Source organism: Limnohabitans sp. 2KL-17, from assembly GCF_003063415.1.
In the GTDB taxonomy this organism is placed as follows: Bacteria; Pseudomonadota; Gammaproteobacteria; order Burkholderiales; family Burkholderiaceae_C; genus Limnohabitans_A.
In genome coordinates this window covers 14,167-34,828 of record NZ_NESK01000030.1, presented here as the reverse complement: position 1 = coordinate 34,828, position 20,662 = coordinate 14,167, and the positions used below count along the sequence as shown (strand labels likewise).

Below are 20,662 nucleotides of genomic sequence, written 5' to 3'. Positions count from 1 at the left end.
CGCAGCTTCAGTCATCCAGGCTGTGTGTTCGTTTTGCGCCCAGGGCTGCCGCTGCCAGCTTTGGGCACCGGCGCGATTTCAACGCGCCGGTTTTGTGCCCGGGCTTTGTCGTCGGTGTTGGCCACAAGCGCTTGCTCCTGGCCAAAGGCCGCAGCAAAAAGCATGGCCGAAGGCATGCCTTCTTCAATCAAGGTGCGCGTGACCGTGAGGGCACGTTGGGCCGAGAGTTCCCAGTTGTCTTCAAACTGGCGATTGCGTCTTCCTACGGCTCTGTCATCCGTGAACCCACTCACCATCAGCATCTCTTCGCGTGACTGCAGGTAGCTGCGCAAAGGGACTACCAGGCTTTTGAGCAACTGGCGACCTTCGGGTTCCAGTTTGTCGGAGTTCAGCTCAAACAACAATTTGCCGCTGATACCGATTCGGCCGTTGTTCAGGGTGATGCGCCCACTGGCCAGCGGAATGGCCAACGCATTTTCAAGGGAGATTCGGCGCTGTTCTTCGACCTGGCGTTTTTGCACTTCGTCTTCGAGTTTCGAGGCCATGTCCAGTTGAGCCGCCATGACGCCCACCAGCAGCAGCACAAACGCCCCGAGCAGACCGGTCATCAAGTCGGCAAACGAGATCCAGGCAGGCGAGGTGGACTCCAGGTCTTGATCGTGCTCGAGCATCAAACAGCACCTTCGGTTGCTGTGTCGGCGCGGTGTTGCAGCGCTTCCAGCACGTCTTTCTGGCTGCCGATGCTCAAGTCGACAATTTCACGCGCCTGTGCAACGTAGTAAGCCAGTTGTTCGTCGCTGCGCGTCATCGATTTGTCGATGGCTTGCTCAATGCGTTCTAGGTTGGCCATCAGTTTGTCGTTGCTGGCGGTGAAAGACCGCACCGCAAAACCAAAAGTCTCTCCCAGACTGGCCACGTCCACGGCGCTGGCGGTGACTTGGGCGGCAATATCGCCCAGCTTGCCTGTTTCATGGGCCACATGCTCATGGAACTGCCCACTGGCATTGGCCAGCGAGGCTTGGCTAGAAACAACGAGGCTGTCGATCACGCCACGCTGCTCGGTGGATGCATGGTTGATGGCATCCAGCAGCGTGCTCAGCGTGCCCAAGATGCGTGTGCGTTCTTCAAGCAAAGCGTTGTCACGCGCCACGCTGACTGAGATTTCCTGGCGCAATTGGCCGATGACTTCGGCTGCCGCTTTGGGGGCTTCCGAGGCGGTTTCAATCAAGCGCGTGATCGGGTCTTCCAATGCTGTGCCCAATCGGGTGAGGTGTTCGGTCACGACAGTTTGCAATTCGGCCAGACGTGCCACAGCGGCTTGGCCACGTTTATCTTCTGTGTCTCGCAGCGCCGACAGTTCGGTCCGCAACACCATGGCCAATTCCTGCGCTCGCTCGCTGTGTTGCGCTGCCCATTCGGCTTCTGATGCGATGCGGGCACGCACCAATTCATCCGAGGTGGCCATCAGGCGGGTGATTTCCGCCAAGGTGAGGGTGGCCTGGTTTTGTGTGAAGCTGGTGATTTCTTGTGCAGTGTGGGTCAGCGTGTCGCAAATGGCTTGCTGTTGTGCGATGGTTTGCGAACCTGATGCATACCACTGGTCGGACAGTGATGCGGCCATGCTTTGAAGTGAGGCTATCCAGGTGTCCAAGCGCTGCTGGTCTGCGTCAACTTGTTGGCTTTGTTGCAGGGCGTAAGCGGTATTCACCGAATTGACCAGGGCTTGGCTGCGTTGCTCAAAAGTTTGGCTGAAGTCGTCCAGTGTCTGGCCCATGCGGTTGGCCATGCCCGTGCTGGCTTCTTCGTGACGGGCAATGGCGGCGGTGTAGGTTTGGGCTATATGGGCGGTAGTGGTGCTGATTTGCGCATTCAACTCGCCCATTTGTTGTTGTGTGTTGTGCAGCAGGCGCTCGTTCATGGTGTGCGCTTGCTCGGCCAATTGGGTCATGGTGGCCTGCACCATGGGACGAATGCCGTCGCTTGCCATTTGCATGCTTTGGCCCAGACTGCTGCGCAGTGACTGGTCCACCGATTGGGCCAGCGTGGTGTAGGCCGAGTGAACATCCTTTTGAAAGCTTTTCTGGTTGTCCAGCAGGCGTTCGTTGAGTTGCTGGCTGCTGCGCTCGAGTTGCGCCATCATGCTTTGCAAATGCTGCACCATTTGGGGCAGGGCTTGGGATTGTTGCTGCAGTGCCTTGAAGGTTTCTTGCCGTTGGTGCGAGAGGGAAAAACCACGCAAGCTGGTGGTCAAGAGCATGTCCAGCACTTGGGACGCTTGTACGCGCTCGCGACGGGCCAGACTGCTCATGAGGCCCAGCATGGCAGAAGTGGCGACACCCGCCACAGAGGTGCCAAACGCCAGGCCCAAGCCTTTGATGGGTTCTGAAAATGCGGCTCGGATGCCGGCCACACTGCTGGAGCCCTCCAGCGCAAACACCGCACCGTTGAGCGTGACGACCATGCCCAAAAAAGTACCCAACATGCCCAACATGACCAACATTCCGACCAAATAGGGCGTGAGGGCAGGGCCAGGCAGGCCCATGCGTTCCCCTTCAACGCGTTGCCGAATGGGGTTTTGCAGCTCGTAGGGCAGGGTGATCAGCCATTCGCTCAGGCTTTGGAGATCCGGGGGTATGTTGGCCAGCCCTTTTCTGAAGGCATCGGTTGAAGACCAGTATTGGCGCAATTCCATCGCCCCAAAGACATAGACAGCGCCGATGAGTGCGGTCATCACCAAGACCAGAAGGTGGCTGCGCGCCACCGTGGCAGCGACCCAGATGAGCGCCACAACGCCAAGTCCGAAGCTGATCTGAAAGGAATATCGTTTCATTGTTGTTGTGCGTGTTCTAAGTTAAATGCCTCAAGCAAGCCGAGTGTGGGCTGCATGCGAGTGTCCAGTTCGGCCAGCAAGGCCGTGCGCAAGGCTTGGCGCATGGGCATGAGCCAGGCGCTTTGGCGCAAGTCCATGGCGATCTCATCTGCAGCCATGGCATCGGCTTGTTTTTTGGTGTGGCGCTTCACAGCTTGCACAAAGCGCTTTTCATGCAGTTTGGCCACGTTGGCCAGCAAAACGGCTTCCCGCTCGCTGAGAATGTTTTCAAAAGCCGCATCGAGCGCAGCCAGTTGCTGCAAAGCGCTTGAACTTTTGCTCAACTGTGTGCGAACCTGAGCGCGTAAATTTTGGAGGGTGGCTTCCATTTGCCGTTGCTGGGCGGCATAAAAGCGCCGGTAGGGCGTGAAGGCCGTTTTGGGGTCAATGGGTTCGTCCAGTTCTGCGGGCGGCATGTCGATGCGCGCAAGTCCAGACCCAGGGGGAGCACCTTCCACAATGGACTGCTCAAGCTGGGACCGAATTTTTTTCACATGACGGCTCAGGGCCTCGGCCGTCATCAAAGCGGCACGGCGCGTGTTGGCGGGTGATGGTTGTGGCTGCAGTTCCGGGTTGAGCACGCCATGCAAGGCAATGGCTTGCCGAAAGTTGAGCCAATCCCCCAATTTTTGCCCCACGTCGTAAGCATTCCGGACAGCATCGCTCATGTCGTTTTCGGTCAAAAAACGCACGAGTTTGGAGCTGTTTAGGGGGGTACGCGGAAGGGGACGCGTCATACGGTTGGGTTCGGGTTCAATTAGAAGAGCAGGAATGCTCATGGCGGAAGGGCAGTGCAGCCCATCTGGATGGAACTGGGGGCTCAGCAAGGCTGCAAATTTTACCCGCCCTGACCATCTCGGCCCATACGGGATTTGTACCTCAAAGAAGTCAGTTTTGCCCGATGTTCAGGGTGTTTTGGGCTTGAAATCGCAAAATGCTGCCACGGCACACTGACCGCACTGCGGCTTACGGGCCTGGCACACGTAGCGGCCGTGCAAGATCAACCAGTGGTGGGCGTCTACCAAGTAGTGGGCTGGAATGCACTTGAGCAGCTTTTGTTCGACTTCGAGAGGCGTTTTGCCTGGGGCCAGGCCTGTTCGGTTGCCCAGCCGAAAAATATGCGTGTCCACTGCCATGGTGGGTTCGCCAAAGGCCGAGTTGAGGACCACATTGGCCGTTTTGCGCCCCACACCTGGCAGGGCTTCGAGGGCTTCGCGCGTGCGTGGCACCTGCCCACCGTGTTGCGTCACCAAAATCCTGCAGGTTTCCATCAGGTGTTTGGCTTTGCTGTGAAACAGGCCAATGGTCTTGATGTAACTCTCCAGACCCTCCAGGCCCAGGTCGAGAATTTTTTGCGGCGTACCTGCGACAGGAAACAGTTTGCGAGTGGCTTTGTTCACCCCAACATCGGTGGCCTGGGCCGACAGCAACACGGCGGTCAGCAGCTCGAACACGCTGGTGTACGCCAGTTCGGTCACGGGCATGGGGTTGGCGGCTTGCAGTGTGGCAAAAAAAGATTCAATCTGTGCGGGCTTCATGGTGTCCGGATGTAGGCAAAATAAGGGCCAAGTCAACTTGGGGAAGATACACCATGCCATTGCAGTTTGCAGACCGCCTGAACAACGTCGAAACCTCTGCCATCCGGGAGCTGTTCAAGCTGCTGGGCAAGCCGGGCATCATCAGCTTTGCCGGCGGCTTTCCTGACAGCGCCCTGTTTGACGTGGAAGGTATCCGTGAGGCCAGCAACGCAGCCCTGACGCAAGACCCCGGTGCCGCCTTGCAATATGGCGCCACCGAAGGTTATGGCCCGCTGCGAGAACAGCTGGCTGAATTCATGGGACAAAAGGGCGCCAAAGACGTGGCAGCAGATCAACTGATCGTGACCACGGGCAGCCAGCAGGCGCTGGACCTGATTGGCAAAACCATGATCAGCCCCGGCGACAAGGTGATCGTGGAAGGCCCCACCTTTTTGGCCACCATCCAGTGCTTTCGTCTTTATGGGGCCGAACTCATCAGTGCGCCGGTGGATGAACACGGTGTCATGACCGACGAACTCGACAAGCTGATCGCCGAGCACAAACCCAAGTTTGTCTACTTGATCCCGACCTTTGGTAACCCCAGCGGGGCCTTGATGAGTGCAGAGCGCCGCCGCCAAGTGCTTGAAATGGCGGTCAAGCACCAGACCTTGATCGTCGAAGACGACCCCTATGGTGATTTGTATTTTGGCGAAGCCCCACCGCCCAGCCTGCTGGCCATGAGCGCGTCCGTGCCCGGCAGCCGCGAGTGGCTGGTGCATTGCGGCTCATTGTCCAAAGTGCTGTCGCCCGGTCTGCGTGTGGGCTGGATGGTTGCACCCGCCGAATTGCTGGCGCGCGCCACCATGTGCAAACAGTTCAGCGATGCGCACACCAGCACCTTTGCCCAAGCCACAGCGGCGCATTACCTCAAGTCGGGACGCATGCCCGGCACGCTCGATAAAGTCCGTGCGGTCTATGCCCAACGCGCCCAAACCATGGGCAATGCCCTGCGCCAGCAGTTGGGTGATGCGGTCGCTTTTGTTCAGCCTCAAGGGGGTTTGTTTGTCTGGGCACGCCTGACGGGGGCTGGCGGTCAAGTGGCCGATGGCAACGTGTATGCCAAACGCGCCATCGAGCAGGGCGTGGCCTTTGTCCCAGGTGCACCCTTCTTTTGTGCCCACCCTGATCACGCCACTTTCCGTCTGAGTTTTGCCACAGTGGGCGAAGAAAAAATACTCGAAGGCGTGTCGCGCCTGGCCAAGGCGCTGTGATCCATCGACTTTGTATGAGCTTGCCTGCAAGCAATGCATTTAAATCTTCGACGCTATTCCTCATCAGGCTTGCTCATTCAAAAAAACCATGACCACAGAACTGTCCTTGGATGTCGATGGCACCGAAGTATTGTTGCAAGGACAGGGGGATCATGTCGTCCTCATGCTGCATGGCTGGCCCGATACCCGTGCCTTATGGGACGATACGGTACTTGCCCTCAGGGCCGACCTTGTTTGCGCGCGCTTGACCTTACCGGGTTTCACCCGAGGCCCGGTGTCTGCCATCTCGCTGGACGATATGAACCGGTTTTTGCGCCGCGTGATCAACCGCATCAGCCCAGGCAAGCCCGTGACGCTGATGTTGCACGATTGGGGCTGCGTGTTTGGTTATGAATTCGCCTTCCGCCACCCCGACCGTGTGGCCCGGGTGGTGGCTGTAGATGTAGGCGACCACAATTCGCCCCGTTTGCAGCGCAGTTGGGGCTTGCGCGAAAAGTTCTCGGTCTTCGCCTACCAGTACTGGCTGGCCATGGCCTGGAAAATTGGCAGTTCCTTCAGCCCCGGATTGGGCAACCGAATGACCCGCGCCATGGCTCGGTGGCTCCGTTGCCCCACTGACCCGGCCAGCATCAGCTACCGCATGAACTATCCCTATGCCATGCAGTGGTTCGGAACGGCCGGGGGGTTTAGGCTAGCCGCCCCGGTTCAGTTGCCCATGCCCATGCTGTATGTGTATGGCGCGCGAAAGCCCTTCATGTTCCATTCACCCGAATGGCTGGAAAAGTTGTCGATGCGTGAAGGCTGCGCCGTCGAAGGCCTGCCCTGCGGGCATTGGGTCATGGTCTCAGAGCCCGAAGCGTTTCAGGCCCGCGTGCGCGGATGGCTGGCTGGCCAAGGATGAGGTTTGCTGCATGAAACCCGAAGACCTGGTGAAACTCGTCACCATGCCCATGCCCTACGGCAAGCACAAGGGCATGCTGATCGCCGACTTGCCCGGCAACTACTTGAACTGGTTTGCCCGCGAGGGGTTTCCCAAAGGTGAGGTGGGTCAGCTGTTGCGGCTGATGCAAGAGATCGATCACAACGGCCTGAGCGACCTGCTCAAGCCCTTGCGCCAGGGGCGCCTCAAGGCCTGACGACTTCCAGCAAACGGTCGAGACCACCCTCGTCAATGGCCACCATGGCCTGCTCGCGCACCTTGGGCTTGGCGTGGTAGGCCACCGACAGGCCCGCTTCGCCCATCATGGGCAAGTCGTTTGCGCCATCGCCCATGGCAATTGCCTGGCTGGGTAAGATGCCCATCTGCTGGCAGGTTTCCAAGAGGGTTTTGCGCTTTTCTTCGCCATCGCAAATGTCGCCCCAGGCTTGGCCCACCATGCGACCTGTGAGCAGACCGTTCGCCACTTCGAGCACGTTGGAGCGCGTCCAGTCAATGCCCAGCAAATCGCGCACATGGTCCGTGAAATAAGTAAACCCACCCGACACCAGCAACACTTTCATGCCCGCCGCTTTGCAGGTTTTCACCAGATCGGCCGCACCGGGGTTCAGGCGAAGACGCTCGGTCAGCACCTGTTGCATGTGGTTCACGCTGACCCCCTTGAGCAAGGCCACCCGTTGGCGCAGGCTTTCCTTGTAATCGGCAATCTCACCACGCATGGCGGCTTCGGTGATGGCGGCGACTTCGGCCTTGCGGCCCGCCGCATCGGCGATTTCGTCCACACATTCGATGTTGATCAGGGTGGAATCCATGTCAAACGCGATCAGTTTGAACTGGGACAGCGAAAGGGGGGCGGTCATGCCCCTGAGGTTTAGGCCTGGGGCAAATGGGGTTGCAGTGGTCATGGGTATGGATTATCAAAGATCGTGAAGGGGTTCAGGCAGGTGCTGTTTCCAGTTTCGGCTGTCCGAGACTTCGCAATACATCGCGCACCATCTGCGCCCGGGCCTTGGGGTCGGGCAGTTCGCGCTCAATGCGCAGCTTGTCGTTGCCAGCCAGCTTGATGTGTTTATTTTTCTGGATCAGGCCAATGATGGCCATGGGTTCCACGGGCGGGTTGGGCTTGAAGGTGATCTGGATCACTCCGGGCGCGGCATCGACCTTGATGACGCCGTAGGACTGGGTCAGCACGCGCAGGCGGTGAACGTCCACCAGGGTTTGTGCCTGTGGTGGCAGTTTTCCAAAGCGGTCCACGATTTCTTCCAGCAGGGCGTCGATCTGGTCGCTGGTTTTGGCGGTAGCCAGTTTTTTGTAAAACGACAGGCGCAAGTGCACATCGCCACAGTAATCGTTGGGCAGCAGGGCCGGGGCATGCAAGTTGATGTCGGTCGTCACGGAAAGGGGGCTGAGCAAATCGGGTTCTTTGCCTGCTTTGAGGCAGCGAACCGCTTCAGACAACATTTCGTTGTACAGCTGAAAGCCCACCTCCAGCATGTTGCCGCTCTGGTTCTCGCCGAGCACTTCGCCCGCGCCCCGTATCTCCAGGTCGTGCATGGCCAAATAGAAGCCGCTGCCCAGTTCTTCCATCTGCTGAATGGCATCGAGGCGTTGGGCAGCTTGCTTGGTCAGGCCCTGGATCTCGGGCACCATCAGATAGGCATAGGCCTGGTGGTGTGAACGGCCCACTCGACCACGCAACTGGTGCAACTGGGCCAGGCCGAATTTGTCGGCTCGGCTGATCAAAATGGTGTTGGCAGTAGGCACATCGATACCGGTCTCGATGATGGTCGAGCAAAGCAGGATGTTGTAGCGCTGGGCTACAAAGTCGCGCATAACCCGTTCCAGTTCGCGCTCGGGCATCTGGCCATGCGCCACGGCGATGCGGGCTTCGGGCAGGATTTCTTCGAGCTTTTGCTTGCGGTTCTCGATCGTATCGACTTCGTTATGCAAAAAGTACACCTGCCCGCCGCGCTTGAGTTCTCGCAACACAGCCTCGCGAATAACTCCCGTGCCCTCGTTGCGCACAAAGGTCTTGATGGCCAGACGGCGCTGTGGTGCCGTGGCGATCACGCTCAGATCGCGCAACCCCTCCAAGGCCATGCCCAGGGTTCGCGGAATGGGTGTGGCGGTCAGGGTGAGCACGTCCACCTCGGCCCGCAGGGCTTTCATGGCCTCCTTGTGGCGCACACCAAAGCGGTGCTCTTCGTCAATGATGAGCAGGCCCAGGTTGTGGAAATGGGTGGACTCGCTCAGCAACTTGTGCGTGCCCACCACGATGTCCACCGTACCGTCGGCAATGCCTTTGAGAGCAGCGGTGACTTCCTTGCCCGAGCGAAAGCGCGAAACTTCGGCAATTCGCACAGGCCATTTGGCAAAGCGGTCTTTGAGGGTCTGAAAGTGTTGCTCGGCCAGCAGGGTGGTGGGGGCCAATAGGGCGACTTGGCGGCCCCCTGTGACGGCTACAAATGCTGCGCGCAGCGCGACTTCGGTCTTGCCAAAGCCCACGTCGCCACAAACCAGCCGGTCCATCGGGCGGGGGCTGATCATGTCCTGAATGACAGCGTGGATGGCGGCGTTCTGGTCGGCCGTTTCTTCAAAACCAAAGTCGTTGGCGAAGGTTTCGTAGTCTTGCGGGCTGTACCTAAAAGCATGCCCTTCACGCGCAGCCCTGCGGGCATAAATGTTGAGCAACTCGGCAGCCGAATCACGCACCTGCTCGGCAGCCCTGCGCTTGGCTTTTTCCCACTGTCCCGAGCCCAGCTTGTGCAGTGGGGCCTCATCAGCGCTCACCCCGGTGTATCGGCTGATCAGCTGCAACTGGCTCACGGGCACATACAGCGTGGCATCGCCTGCGTATTCCAGGTGCAAAAACTCCTGTGCGGCGGGCGTGCCATCGGAATTTTTCTCGCCCATGTCCATGTTGATCAGGCCCCGATAGCGTCCGATGCCGTGTTGGCTGTGCACTACCGGGTCACCCACGTTCAACTCGCTCAGGTCTTTGATCAGCGCCTCTACATCGCTGACCTGCTCTTGCTTTTTGCGGCGGCGGGTAGTGGGGCCTGCGGCAAAGAGTTCGGTTTCGGTGACCAGGTCGATGCCATGCTCAAACCAGTGAAAGCCTTTGTTGAGCGACGAGGTGGCCATGCCCACTTTTTCGTCGCTGACCAGAAACTCTTGCAGGGTGTCGAAAACGGGCGGTGTCAGGCCGCTGGAGCGCACAAAATCGAGCAGACTTTCGCGTCGGCCATTGCTTTCGGCCAGGATCAACATGCGGCTGGTGCTACCCCGAATGTGAGCCTGCAACCGAGCCAGCGGGTCTTCGGCACCGCGAACCACCGTCAGATCGGGCAGTGATTGCGCCAGGGCGTTGTCGGGCACGTCTTCAGCGCCTGCTCGCAGAGCCAGCTGCGCGTGCTGGTTGCAATGGCCGTAAAACTGCTCGGCGCTTAAAAACAGGGCATCGGGCGGCAGCACCGGCCGCTCAGGGTCGCCTTGCAGCAGGCGGTAGCGGTCACGGGTGTCTTGCCAAAAGCGCTGAAATGCCGGCTCCAAATCGCCGTGCAGCACCACGGTGGCCGCGTCGGACTGGCCTGCGCCCAGGTAGTCGAACACGGTGGCGGTTTGTTCAAAAAACAAGGGCAGGTAATACTCAATGCCTGCTGTTGCCACGCCGTTGCCCATGTCCTTGTAGATGCGGCTTTTGGTGGGGTCGCCTTCGAGCAATTCGCGCCAGCGGTTGCGAAACCGCGCTCGGGCCGCGTCGTCCATCGGAAACTCGCGACCAGGCAACAGACGCACTTCAGGCACGGGGTAAAGGCTGCGCTGGCTGTCGGGGTCAAAGGTGCGGATGCTGTCGATCTCGTCGTCAAACAAGTCCACCCGGTAAGGCACTAAAGAGCCCATGGGGAACAAATCAATCAGGCCACCGCGCACAGCGTACTCACCGGGGCTGACCACTTGGCTCACATGGGAGTAGCCTGCCAGGGTGAGTTGCGCTTTGAGTTGCGCTTCATCGAGCTTTTGTTTGACCTTGAATTCAAAGGTGTAACCCGCCAGAAAAGAGGGCGGGGCCAGCCGGTAAAGGGCCGTTGTAGCGGGCACCAGCACCACGTCGGCGCTTTCTGCGTGGTTGCGCTGTTTGATGCGCCAGAGCGTGGCCAGACGTTCGCTGATCAGGTCCTGATGAGGCGAAAAGGTGTCGTAGGGCAAGGTTTCCCAGTCCGGGAAAACCACACACCTCAGACCGGGTTCAAAAAAAACCAGTTCTTCCATCAGGCGCTGGGCATCGGCAGCATCGGCCGTGACGATGGCTGTGACCTTGCCCGTCTTTTTTTCGCGTTCAGCCAGTTGTGCCAGCAGCACAGCATCTGCCGACCCCACAGGGCGCGGCAGCGTGAATCGTTTGCCGATGTTGAGACTTGGAAGTGGCATGACAGTGGCGTTGGAAAAAGCAAAGCACCCCCCGCCAGTAAGGAGGGGGGTGGGCGACTTGAAAACTCAGATATTGTAGAAGGCGTTCAATGCCCTGGCGCTGTGCAATGGGGCTTTGAGTCCATGTTCCCTGGTGCTTGCAGGACCTGGCCGGTGCAAAGGCTTGAAGCCTCCAATATCGGTCTGCAGAGACCACCTTCTACAATGGCGATTCATGCCCAAGTCTTTTATTTCTCCCCGCTTTCATGTCCTGGTCCCCTGTGCCGGGCTGGGCAGCCGTGCCGGTACGTCAGTACCCAAGCAATACCAAACTGTTGCCGGTCGCCCGATGATCATGAACACCTTGCAGGCTTTGGCGCAGGTGCCGCAAATAGCCGATGGTTTCGTGGTTTTGGCCCCTGACGACGGCTTTGTCTGGCCCTCGGCCCCTCATTGGCCTTCAAATTTTGTCCGTCTTATGTGTGGTGGTGCAACCCGCGCCCAGAGCGTGTTCAACGGCCTGAGCGCCATGATGGCCTCGGGGGTCAGTGCCGACGATTGGGTGTTGGTGCACGATGCTGCGCGGTGCCTGATCACGCCAGAGGCCGTCGCTGTCTTGATTGAAACGTGCCGGGATGACCCGGTGGGCGGTTTGTTGGCCTTGCCTTTGCCCGACACCTTGAAATCCCACAGACTGACCGTGCAAGGCGCACGGGTAGCCAACACCTTGCCTCGCGAAGACAAATGGCTGGCGCAAACGCCGCAAATGTTCCGTGTGGGTGCCCTGAACACCGCATTGGCTGTTGCCGCAGCCAGTGGTTTTGAGGGCATCACCGACGAGTCCAGTGCCATGGAGCGCCAAGGTTTGTCGCCGCGCTTGGTGCCCGGATCGGCCCAGAATCTGAAAGTCACCTACCCCGCAGACTTTGCATTTGCCGAGGCTGTCTTGAAAGGCAAAGTATGAACATCCGAATGGGTGAAGGCTGGGACGTGCATGCCCTGGTACCCGGCAGAAAATTGATTTTGGGCGGCGTGGAGATAGCGCACAGTGCAGGTCTATTGGGCCATTCGGACGCAGATGTGCTGTTGCACGCCATCACCGATGCCGTTTTGGGGGCAGCAGGCCTGGGGGACATCGGACGCCATTTCCCCGACACCGATGTGCAGTTCAAAGGCGCCGATTCTTCTGTGTTGTTGGCTGAAGCCATGCGGCGTGTGCGGGCACAGGGGTATGAGTTGCTGAATGTCGACAGCACTGTGATCGCCCAAGCCCCCAAATTGGCTCCCCACATGGGGGCCATGTGCGCCTCTGTGGCACGGGCGCTGGGGGTGGACGTTAGTCAGGTCAATGTCAAAGCCAAAACCGCAGAAAAATTGGGCCCAGTGGGGATGGGGCAAAGCATCGAAGCGCGTGCTGTCGCGTTGCTGAAAAAGCAATGAAGCCCTGGCTTTGGGCCCTTTAACTCACGACTCGCTGGGCACTTGCCTGAACTTCATCAAGGCCATCAGGCCTCCAGCGCTGTTGTTGAACACTGAAAAAGTGCCCCCCATGCGCTGCACCGAGCGCTCCACAATGGCCAGACCCAAGCCCGAGCCAGTCGCCTCGGTTCTGGCGGTATCGCCTCTGAAGAAAGGTTGCGTCAGATTTTTCAGGGCTTCCTCAGACACCCCAGGGCCTTGGTCGCGAACCCGCAGCAAGACCCAGCCATCATGAACGCGGGCCACGATTTCAACGTGCGTGATGCCGTCGCTCGCGCTTTGGCCGTAGCGACGGGCGTTTTCCAAGAGATTTGACATCACGCGGACCAATTCCACCTGTTCGGCTTTGACCTGCAAGTCTTCTGCGACATCGACATGAATTTCAAAGCGCGGGTTGTTGCGCCAAGGGCCAATGCTCTGGCTGATCACACCCGAAAGCAATACAGGCCCCAAGTCGGTGGGCTCGGGTCGTGCGTAGTCCAGAAATTTGTCGATGATGGCGTCAAGCTGCGCAATGTCAGCCGCCATCAAATCACGGGTTTCCAGGTCGGCAACGCTCAATTCTGTTTCTAGCCGCAAGCGCGCAAGGGGGGTACGCAGGTCGTGCGAGATGCCTGCCAGCATCAAAGCCCGTTCTTGTTCAACTTTGGCCAGACGCTCGGCCATGCGGTTGAAGCCGATATTGACCTCGCGAATTTCACTGGTTGCCGCATCCTCGTCCAAAGTAGAGGTATTGAAATGCCCCTCTCTGACCTGGCTGGCAGCAAACGAAAGGCGTTTCAGGGGGCGGTTGATCAGACCGGCCATCATGGCCGCCCCTGTCAAAGACAGTGCAAGCGTGACGCCCAGCCATGTCAGCCAGGCCGAGCCACCGAGTGGTTGCAGACGTTCCGCATCCATTTGCAGCCAATAACTGTCGCGCTCCATCTGGAAACCCACCCATAGTCCGGCGGCGTCGTTCACGCGCGAGGCGATCACGGTGCCAGGCCCAAGCCGTTTGACCATTTCCTCTACCAGCCGGTTTTCCATGCCTGAAGCGATGAAAGGCACTATTTTGTCCCCGGGTTCGCGTGTCTGAATGCTCACGTCTTCTTCGTCTGCCAACATTTTGAGCAGCGCCACCCGTGCAATGGCATCGGAGTGCATCAATGCGGTCTTGGTTAAATTGACCACGGTGGCAATTTGGTGGGCATTTCGCAAAATACGCGGCTCGTATTCCTGGGTGCGAAACATTTGCAGCCAAGCCAGGCTGCTGCAGAGAATCAACAAAGCCAGTAAAAAGAAAGTCCGCCAAAACAGGCTCAGCTTGAACCTGCGGGGCGACTGCTCGGGTTCTGTCTGCTCTGGGGAGATTTCAGGCGCGCTCACGGCTGACCATCGGGCACGAACACATACCCGACGCCCCAGACAGTTTGGATGATTTTGGGGGCGGCAGGGTCCAGTTCGATCATTTTTCGCAGCCTGGAAATCTGCACATCCAGGCTCCGGTCGAACGGCTCGAACTCGCGACCACGCGCCAGTTGGGCCAATTTGTCACGCGTGAGGGCCTGCTTGGGATGCCGTGCTAGCGCCTTCAACATGGCAAATTCGCCACTGGTCAGCGGGATGTCCTGGCCACTCTTGGACAATGACCGGGTTCCCAAATCCAGCAAAAAAGCACCGAATGCTATGACTTCATGGTCGCCGGTTGAAGGCGCCCCAGGTACTTCATTTTGGGGCCTGCGGCGCAAGACTGCATGGATGCGAGCCAGCAATTCACGCGGGTTGAAGGGCTTGCCCAGGTAATCATCAGCACCGATCTCCAGTCCAGTGATGCGGTCCACATCTTCCACTTTGGCTGTCAGCATGATCACAGGCGTATTCACCCCAGCAGCACGCAGGCGGCGGCAAATGCTCAGGCCGTCTTCACCGGGCAGCATCAAATCCAGAACCATCAAATCGATGGTTTCACGCTGCAAGATGCGGTCCAATGCTCTTCCGTCTTCGGCCAGCAAAACGTCAAAACCTTCTTGAGACAGAAAACGCCGCAACAAATCGCGGATGCGGGTGTCGTCGTCGACGATGACTATCTTGTCAAGGCGTGATGATGTGCTCATGGTTTATTGCGCGGTCCAGCCACCGTCCATGTTCCAGGCCACACCGCGTACATTGTTGCCCGCAGTCGAGCAAAAGAACACCGCCAACTCACCCAATTCCTCGGGGGTGGTGAACTGCATGGAGGGCTCTTTCTCCTGCAACAAAACTTTTTTGGCTTCTTCATTGGACAAGCCCATGGCAGCTGCTTTGGCGTCCACCTGTTTTTGCACCAGCGGGGTCAGCACCCAGCCAGGGCAAATGGCGTTGCAGGTCACGCCCGTGGTGGCGTTTTCCAGTGCCATCACCTTGGTCAGTCCCACCACGCCGTGTTTGGCGGCCACATAAGCCGATTTTTCTGCCGAGCCGACCAGACCATGAATGGATGCCACGTTGATGATGCGGCCCCAGTTGGAGGCCTTCATGGCGGGTAAGGCCATCCGGGTGGCATGGAAAGCGCTTGTCAGGTTGATGGCAATGATCGCGTCCCAGCGCTCGACCGGAAAATCTTCAATTTTGGCCACATGCTGGATACCTGCGTTGTTCACAAGAATGTCCACGCGGCCAAAAGTATCGGCGGCAAACTTCATCATGGCTTCGATTTCAGAGGCTTTGCTCATGTCGGCACCGTGGTATGCGACCTTGACGCCCAAGGCTGCGATTTCGGCCTTGGGGCCTTCGGCATCACCAAAGCCGTTCAAAACAATCTGTGCACCTTGTTTGGCCAATGCCTTGGCAATGCCCAGACCGATACCGCTGGTTGAACCCGTGACCAAAGCCGTTTTACCTTGCAACATGATTTCCACTCCAAAAGATGATTTAGGATGTTCAAAAGTCCATTATGGCGCCGCAAAGGCCCGGTTTTAAACAAGCCTTCCCCAGATTCTTTCTGATCACCATGACCGCCATCACCACACAACCTCAACTTGACTTTGTCAACTGCCCCCACCCCGAGGGCCAACACCGCATGGCGTTTTGGCGCTGGGGCGATGTGTCTGCCCGCCATGTGGTGGTGTGTGTACATGGCTTGACACGACAAGGCCGTGACTTTGACCGCCTGGCCCAAGCCCTTGTGGCCCAAAGTTCGAAGCCCTTGCAGGTCATTTGCCCTGATGTGGTGGGACGGGGCCGCAGCGAATGGCTGAGCGATGCTTCGGGCTACCAAATTCCGCAATATGCCGCCGACATGCTGGTCTTGTTGCGCCAATTGAACGCACAACTTAGCGCACAATGGGGCGCAACAAACGCCATGCAATCACTGGACTGGGTCGGAACCAGCATGGGCGGTCTCATCGGCATGGTTTTGGCAGGACAGCCTGGCTTGCCTTTGCCTGCGCCCATTCGTCGTCTGGTTCTGAACGATGTCGGACCCGCCATCAGCTGGCCCTCGGTTCAACGCATGCAAACCTATGCGGGTCAATATGGGCAGTACCACGACCTGGATGAAGCCGCAGCTTTACTGCGTACGTTGTCTCAAGGCTTTGGTCCTGTGCCTGACGATTTGTGGCGAGAGATGTCCGGACACATGACACGGCCAGGCCTAGACGGTGCCTTGACTTTGCACTACGACCCGGCCATTGGCGTGCCGGTTCGAGCCCTGACCGAAGAAATAGCCACCGCAGGCGAAGCCGCGCTTTGGTCCTTATTTGATCAAATCAAGGCCCGGACCCTGCTTATTCGCGGACAAGATTCGGATTTATTGACCCCTGAAACGGCCAATGCCATGGCGCAACGCGGCCCCAGAGCGCGTTTGGAGACTTGGGCTGGTTTTGGCCATGCGCCCACATTGACAAGTGAGGACCAAATTTCATGCGTGGCCCAGTTTTTGCTCGCTGAATAAAAACCATGGTCAGCCCCACTTCAAGCCATTCCGCAAGCCCGATGTCGGCATCTGGGCGTTTGCATGCACCCCTTTTGCCACCCGTCATGCTGGCCACCGCTGATGCAGCCGAACAGGCCGAAACACGGGCCAAAGCCCGTGCCTTTGCCGAGCCACTGATTTCCGGTGAAATGCTGGATACCGGAGAGAACACCCTCGCGCATGCCGATGCTGTTGCCGCCATTCTGGAGGACATTGGCAGCTCGGTCGCCATGCAAGCAGCCTGTTATCTGGTCTACACCTGCCCCCATCTGAACAAACCCGAAGAAGTCATGGCCAAGGCCTTTGGCCCCCATTTGGCACAGTTGGCCATGCAAACCAACCAGTTGGTGCATCTGCAGCGCTTGTCCAGAGCGGCAGAATCCAGCAACCTTAGTTCAGACAATTCGCAGCTCAGCCCCCAGTTGCAAACCGAGAATGTTCGCAAAATGCTGCTGGCCTTCAGCCGTGATTTGCGGGTGGTCATGCTCCGTCTGGCCTCGCGCTTGCAAACCTTGCGCCATTTCGCGGCCGCCAAGTTGCCTGTTCCCCAGGCCTTGGCCAGCGAATCCTTGCGCGTCTTTGCACCACTGGCCAACCGCCTTGGGATATGGCAGATCAAATGGGAAATGGAAGACTTGTCATTCCGTTTTCTGGAGCCTGCCACTTACAAAGACATTGCACGGCTGCTCGATGAAAAACGCGCTGAACGCGAAAGGTACATGCTGGAACTGCGCCAGCGGTTGCAGCAAGCGCTGGCCAAGCAGGGCATTGCCGCTTCAGTCGAAGGGCGGCCCAAACACATCTACAGCATCGTGCGCAAAATGCGTGGCAAGTCGCTGGCGTTTGACCAAGTATTTGATATTCGTGCCCTGCGCGTGGTGGTGCAAAGCGTGGCAGATTGCTACCAAGTGCTGAGTTGGGTGCACGAACACTTTGCAGCCATCGAGCAAGAATTTGACGACTACATTGCCAAGCCCAAAGTCAATGGTTACCAGTCGCTGCACACGGTGGTGCGTGATGTGGATGGCGGCCCGATCGAGGTGCAAATTCGCACGCAGGCGATGCATGAACATGCTGAACACGGCGTAGCCGCGCACTGGGCTTACAAGGAGGCGGGCGCCAAAGGCTATGCAGGGGTGTCCGCCAACAGCGAATACGACACCAAAATCGCCGTGCTGCGCCAGTTGCTGGCTTGGGAGCGTGACCTGTCGGGTGCCGCACAAGACCAGGCGAAGGGAAATGGGCTGTTTGACGACCGCATTTATGTGCTGACGCCGGAAGCTGCCGTGGTCGAATTGCCGCAAGGCGCCACACCCATCGACTTTGCCTACACCGTGCACACCAACCTCGGCCATCGTTGCCGAGGCGCCAAGGTGGACGGCGCCATGGTGACCCTGAACACGCCTTTGGCGAACGGTCAGACCGTTGAGATCACGGCCATCAAGGAGGGCGGACCCTCGCGGGACTGGCTCAATCCTGAACTGGCTTACCTGGCCAGCCCTCGTGCACGGGCCAAGGTGAGGGCTTGGTTTAATGCCCAGATCAGTACTGAAACCATTGCCCGGGGGCGCGAATCGGTCGAAAAATTGCTTCAACGCCTCGGCCGCACATCGATCCGCCTGGAAGATCTGGCCAGCCAGTTGGGCTTCAAGTCGGCCGATGGCCTTTTTGAAGTGGTGGGCAAAGACGAATACTCGTTGCGCAACATCGAGGTATTGTTGAACCCGCCAGAGCCTGCGCTGCAGCCCGACCAGTACTTCCAAAAGAAGTTCAAAGGAGCTGTCGCACGCAAATCACCCTCGGGTGTCCTCGTGGTCGGGGTTGATTCTCTGCTGACGCAACTTTCGCGCTGTTGCAAACCAGCGCCGCCAGACCCCATCAGCGGCTTTGTCACGCGCGGCAAGGGTGTCAGCATTCACCGGCAAGATTGCAGCAACTTCCGCGAGTTGGCTTCCCGCCACGGGGAGCGCGTCATAGAGGTGCGCTGGGGCGATCACAAAGGCCCCGATGCCTCGGTCTATCCCGTCGATGTGGCTGTGGAGGCCTTTGATCGGCAGGGCCTTTTGCGTGACATTTCAGAAGTTTTTGCCAAAGAGAAAATGAACGTGATTGGGGTGCAAACCCAGTCCGTCAAAGGAACGGCTTGGATGACTTTCACCGTGGAAATCCATGATGCGGTCAGCTTGAACAAAGTGCTGGGCAGCGTGCGTGGTGTCAAAGGCGTGAGGGCTGCCCGTCGACGTTGAAGGCTTGCAGGGCAAGTTGTCGATAAAACCACGTTTTTTGCTGATACAATTTGGGGCTCAACAGGCGCGTAGCTCAGTTGGTTAGAGCACCACCTTGACATGGTGGGGGTCGCTAGTTCGAATCTAGTCGCGCCTACCAAATTTGGTAGGAAAAACAAGCACTTGGCAGAAATGCCCGGTGCTTTTTTTTGTCAAAGATGCGTCCATATCCGCTGGCATAGCGTCAGTACTTTAGAACTCGCCCCTTGGGGCTTGTCTTTGATGGTGGGTCAGATCATGACCTTCGTGCGCATGTCAAAAATAAGCGGTTTTTTACACCGCGGGTTGGATTCGTTACTTCTGTGCAAAGCCAGTGAATTGGTAAGCGAGCGATACCCCCAAAACCTTGGCCTTAAACTCGCCCCCCTTAGCAGCCATGTAACCAGCTGTACCCATTACCGACAAGGACTTGGTCAACCGGTAGCCCAAGCCTGCATTGGCTTGACCTACCAAGCCGCCACCCACCGCCAGGCCACCGCCACCCGCGGCGCCAACCAGCCCTTCAGCCTCAGCAAACCAGTGGGTGCCAAGTGACGTTTGAACGCCAGCACCGATCAGACCTGTCATGTAGGCGCCAGCATTTCCTGCGTAAGCGGCCAGTCCTTGCCCAGTGGCAAAAACACGGGTTGCGTTATTTGAGCCCGGCAAGAAGTAGTCCAGCTGAACGCCCAGGTTGTTGACAGATTGGTCGACGTAACTGTTGCGCCAATTCGGGCTGCCCTTCAGGTATGTTTGGTTGACAATCCGCATCCTGAGTGCTTGAGGTTCAAACGAGGCCAAAGAAATCCAACTGACGTCATTGTCAGCACTTGGAATTCCAAAATGATGGCTTAATTTCAAGGCCACGCTGTTGGCTTTAAAACTGGCAGACGGTGAGCGCACGTGTCCCAGCGACAATTCCAGCGATTTGGAGCGACTGATTTTTTGTTGCAGAGCAATGCCGCCATCGAGCAACAAGCCACCTCCGGTGTCGACACTGCCGCCCCCAGCGGGTCCCGCCGCAACATGCATCTTGACAGCCGTGCCGGGTCCAAGTGGCAAGCGATAACCAGCACCGACCAGTATCTGCATGTAGCCATTGCTCTTGCCACCCATGGCGCCTTCAGACTCAAGCTTCAGGAACCAGCGGTCGTCCAAATAACTCAACCACTCGACGCCCGTGAGTTGAATGCTGCGGTGCTGGGCTGCGCCATTGTCCTGAACCACAGACCCAGGAATGCTGTAGTGGCGGTAAACCGGTGAAAACTCTTGCTGTTTGCTTTCGAGGATGTCCAGTGCAGGCTGCGTGACCGAAGGCGCATGACGCCATCCATTGGCGAATAGACTCGTAAAGGTGTAGTCATACAGCAAATAGGGCTGCGTGGATTGAATGGTGCCCGAAGGGAAACGCACGTGGCTAACGCCCAATCCAAATTTACCGAAGCCCTGCGTGTCGTAACTGAGGCCGGCGTGGCTGCGCAACATCAGCCCACCACCCGCCAAAGCACCACTCCCACGACCGCCCCCCCCACCTACAAAAAGACCGGTTTCTGCGGACCACTGGTCCGTGATTTTTTGGTTGAGCTCAGCGGCAAGGCCCAGCGTGATGAAGCCGCCACGTTGGCCTCGCATTGCTCCGTAGGAACCGACGCCAAGTTTGACCTGATCGCTCACATCAAAAAGCAGGTTTCCCCCCACCATGCCCAGGGTCTCACCGGCTGGGAGTTTCCATGTCTCATTGGTCAAACGCCAAGTGGTGGGTACGGGCGCCAACTTCTCGTCTGGCGATGGGGCTGGCTGGCTCTGTGCAAACCCAGCGAATGACAAGGTCAGCGAAACGCCAAAGAGTGCAAGTTTCCGAATTTTGTCGTGGGCCAAGGTCCCTTGAAGAAGCATAAAAACCTTTTGGAAATTACTTAGAGTTGTCAAATCTTCGGAAAACATAACAACCCAAGGAGTCTACCGCCCCATGCGCCCCCGA

17 protein-coding genes and 1 tRNA gene are annotated in these 20,662 nt (G+C 58.1%); 8 read left to right on the top strand and 10 right to left on the bottom strand.

Annotated elements, in window-relative coordinates; genetic code table 11:
- Positions 1 to 11: 11 nt before the first annotated feature.
- The 4 genes from B9Z45_RS14245 to nth all read right to left on the bottom strand — a co-directional run bounded on the left by B9Z45_RS14245 (position 12) and on the right by nth (position 4,407).
- Positions 12 to 671 carry an OmpA family protein gene (locus B9Z45_RS14245; protein WP_108407884.1) on the bottom strand — a complete coding sequence of 220 codons (660 nt, stop codon included), beginning with the start codon at positions 669 to 671 and terminating at the stop codon, positions 12 to 14.
- Positions 671 to 2,830 (bottom strand): DUF802 domain-containing protein, encoded by a 2,160-nt coding sequence (locus B9Z45_RS14240; RefSeq protein ID WP_108407883.1) that lies wholly within the window; start codon positions 2,828 to 2,830, stop codon positions 671 to 673. Before B9Z45_RS14240 ends, B9Z45_RS14245 begins: the two co-directional genes overlap by 1 nt.
- Complete coding sequence (locus B9Z45_RS14235) at positions 2,827 to 3,606, bottom strand: DUF3348 family protein (protein ID WP_108407882.1); 780 nt, start codon at positions 3,604 to 3,606, stop codon at positions 2,827 to 2,829. The genes B9Z45_RS14240 and B9Z45_RS14235 overlap by 4 nt, the downstream gene beginning before the upstream one ends.
- Positions 3,607 to 3,774: 168 nt before the next feature.
- Positions 3,775 to 4,407 carry an endonuclease III gene (gene nth, locus B9Z45_RS14230; protein ID WP_108407881.1) on the bottom strand — a complete coding sequence of 211 codons (633 nt, stop codon included), beginning with the start codon at positions 4,405 to 4,407 and terminating at the stop codon, positions 3,775 to 3,777.
- Positions 4,408 to 4,460: 53 nt separating this feature from the next.
- On the opposite strand from nth, the gene B9Z45_RS14225 reads away from it, so the two are divergent.
- From B9Z45_RS14225 to B9Z45_RS14215, 3 genes are all read left to right on the top strand, one after another.
- The gene (locus B9Z45_RS14225) at positions 4,461 to 5,657 is read left to right on the top strand and encodes a PLP-dependent aminotransferase family protein (protein WP_108407880.1); all 1,197 of its coding nucleotides are present in this window, start codon (positions 4,461 to 4,463) and stop codon (positions 5,655 to 5,657) included.
- 88 nt (positions 5,658 to 5,745) lie between these two features.
- Positions 5,746 to 6,558: an alpha/beta fold hydrolase gene (locus B9Z45_RS14220; protein ID WP_108407879.1), complete on the top strand. Its 813-nt coding sequence runs from the start codon at positions 5,746 to 5,748 to the stop codon at positions 6,556 to 6,558.
- 10 nt (positions 6,559 to 6,568) lie between these two features.
- On the top strand, positions 6,569 to 6,793 hold the full coding sequence (locus B9Z45_RS14215; protein WP_108407878.1) for a DUF3820 family protein: 225 nt from the start codon (positions 6,569 to 6,571) through the stop codon (positions 6,791 to 6,793).
- Here B9Z45_RS14215 and serB read toward each other — a convergent pair.
- Positions 6,783 to 7,499 carry a phosphoserine phosphatase SerB gene (serB, locus tag B9Z45_RS14210; RefSeq protein ID WP_108407877.1) on the bottom strand — a complete coding sequence of 239 codons (717 nt, stop codon included), beginning with the start codon at positions 7,497 to 7,499 and terminating at the stop codon, positions 6,783 to 6,785. The genes B9Z45_RS14215 and serB overlap by 11 nt on opposite strands.
- A 31-nt stretch (positions 7,500 to 7,530) precedes the next feature.
- Positions 7,531 to 11,025, bottom strand: a complete 3,495-nt coding sequence (mfd, locus tag B9Z45_RS14205; protein ID WP_108407876.1) for a transcription-repair coupling factor — start codon at positions 11,023 to 11,025, stop codon at positions 7,531 to 7,533.
- A 214-nt stretch (positions 11,026 to 11,239) separates the two neighbouring features.
- Between mfd and ispD the strand changes: the two genes are divergently transcribed.
- Both ispD and ispF read left to right on the top strand, forming a co-directional pair.
- Positions 11,240 to 11,968, top strand: a complete 729-nt coding sequence (gene ispD, locus B9Z45_RS14200) for a 2-C-methyl-D-erythritol 4-phosphate cytidylyltransferase (protein WP_108407875.1) — start codon at positions 11,240 to 11,242, stop codon at positions 11,966 to 11,968.
- Positions 11,965 to 12,444 carry a 2-C-methyl-D-erythritol 2,4-cyclodiphosphate synthase gene (gene ispF, locus B9Z45_RS14195; RefSeq protein ID WP_108407874.1) on the top strand — a complete coding sequence of 160 codons (480 nt, stop codon included), beginning with the start codon at positions 11,965 to 11,967 and terminating at the stop codon, positions 12,442 to 12,444. The genes ispD and ispF overlap by 4 nt, the downstream gene beginning before the upstream one ends.
- Positions 12,445 to 12,468: 24 nt before the next feature.
- Here the strand turns inward: ispF and B9Z45_RS14190 are convergent, their stop codons facing one another.
- From B9Z45_RS14190 to B9Z45_RS14180, 3 genes are read right to left on the bottom strand one after another with little or no spacing between them, the layout of a single operon-like run.
- Complete coding sequence (locus B9Z45_RS14190; RefSeq protein ID WP_108407873.1) at positions 12,469 to 13,851, bottom strand: ATP-binding protein; 1,383 nt, start codon at positions 13,849 to 13,851, stop codon at positions 12,469 to 12,471.
- On the bottom strand, positions 13,848 to 14,579 hold the full coding sequence (gene ompR / locus B9Z45_RS14185; protein ID WP_108407872.1) for a two-component system response regulator OmpR: 732 nt from the start codon (positions 14,577 to 14,579) through the stop codon (positions 13,848 to 13,850). The genes B9Z45_RS14190 and ompR overlap by 4 nt, the downstream gene beginning before the upstream one ends.
- 3 nt (positions 14,580 to 14,582) lie before the next feature.
- Positions 14,583 to 15,353 carry a 3-hydroxybutyrate dehydrogenase gene (locus tag B9Z45_RS14180; RefSeq protein WP_108407899.1) on the bottom strand — a complete coding sequence of 257 codons (771 nt, stop codon included), beginning with the start codon at positions 15,351 to 15,353 and terminating at the stop codon, positions 14,583 to 14,585.
- 101 nt (positions 15,354 to 15,454) lie between these two features.
- On the opposite strand from B9Z45_RS14180, the gene B9Z45_RS14175 reads away from it, so the two are divergent.
- From B9Z45_RS14175 to B9Z45_RS14165, 3 genes are all read left to right on the top strand, one after another.
- The gene (locus B9Z45_RS14175; RefSeq protein WP_108407898.1) at positions 15,455 to 16,396 is read left to right on the top strand and encodes an alpha/beta fold hydrolase; all 942 of its coding nucleotides are present in this window, start codon (positions 15,455 to 15,457) and stop codon (positions 16,394 to 16,396) included.
- A gap of 41 nt (positions 16,397 to 16,437) precedes the next feature.
- On the top strand, positions 16,438 to 18,663 hold the full coding sequence (locus B9Z45_RS14170) for a bifunctional (p)ppGpp synthetase/guanosine-3',5'-bis(diphosphate) 3'-pyrophosphohydrolase (RefSeq protein WP_108407871.1): 2,226 nt from the start codon (positions 16,438 to 16,440) through the stop codon (positions 18,661 to 18,663).
- A 62-nt stretch (positions 18,664 to 18,725) separates the two neighbouring features.
- Positions 18,726 to 18,802: transfer RNA gene (locus B9Z45_RS14165), tRNA-Val, on the top strand.
- Positions 18,803 to 18,996: 194 nt separating this feature from the next.
- Here B9Z45_RS14165 and B9Z45_RS14160 read toward each other — a convergent pair.
- On the bottom strand, positions 18,997 to 20,577 hold the full coding sequence (locus B9Z45_RS14160; protein ID WP_108407870.1) for a hypothetical protein: 1,581 nt from the start codon (positions 20,575 to 20,577) through the stop codon (positions 18,997 to 18,999).
- Between the last annotated feature and the right edge of the window lie 85 nt (positions 20,578 to 20,662).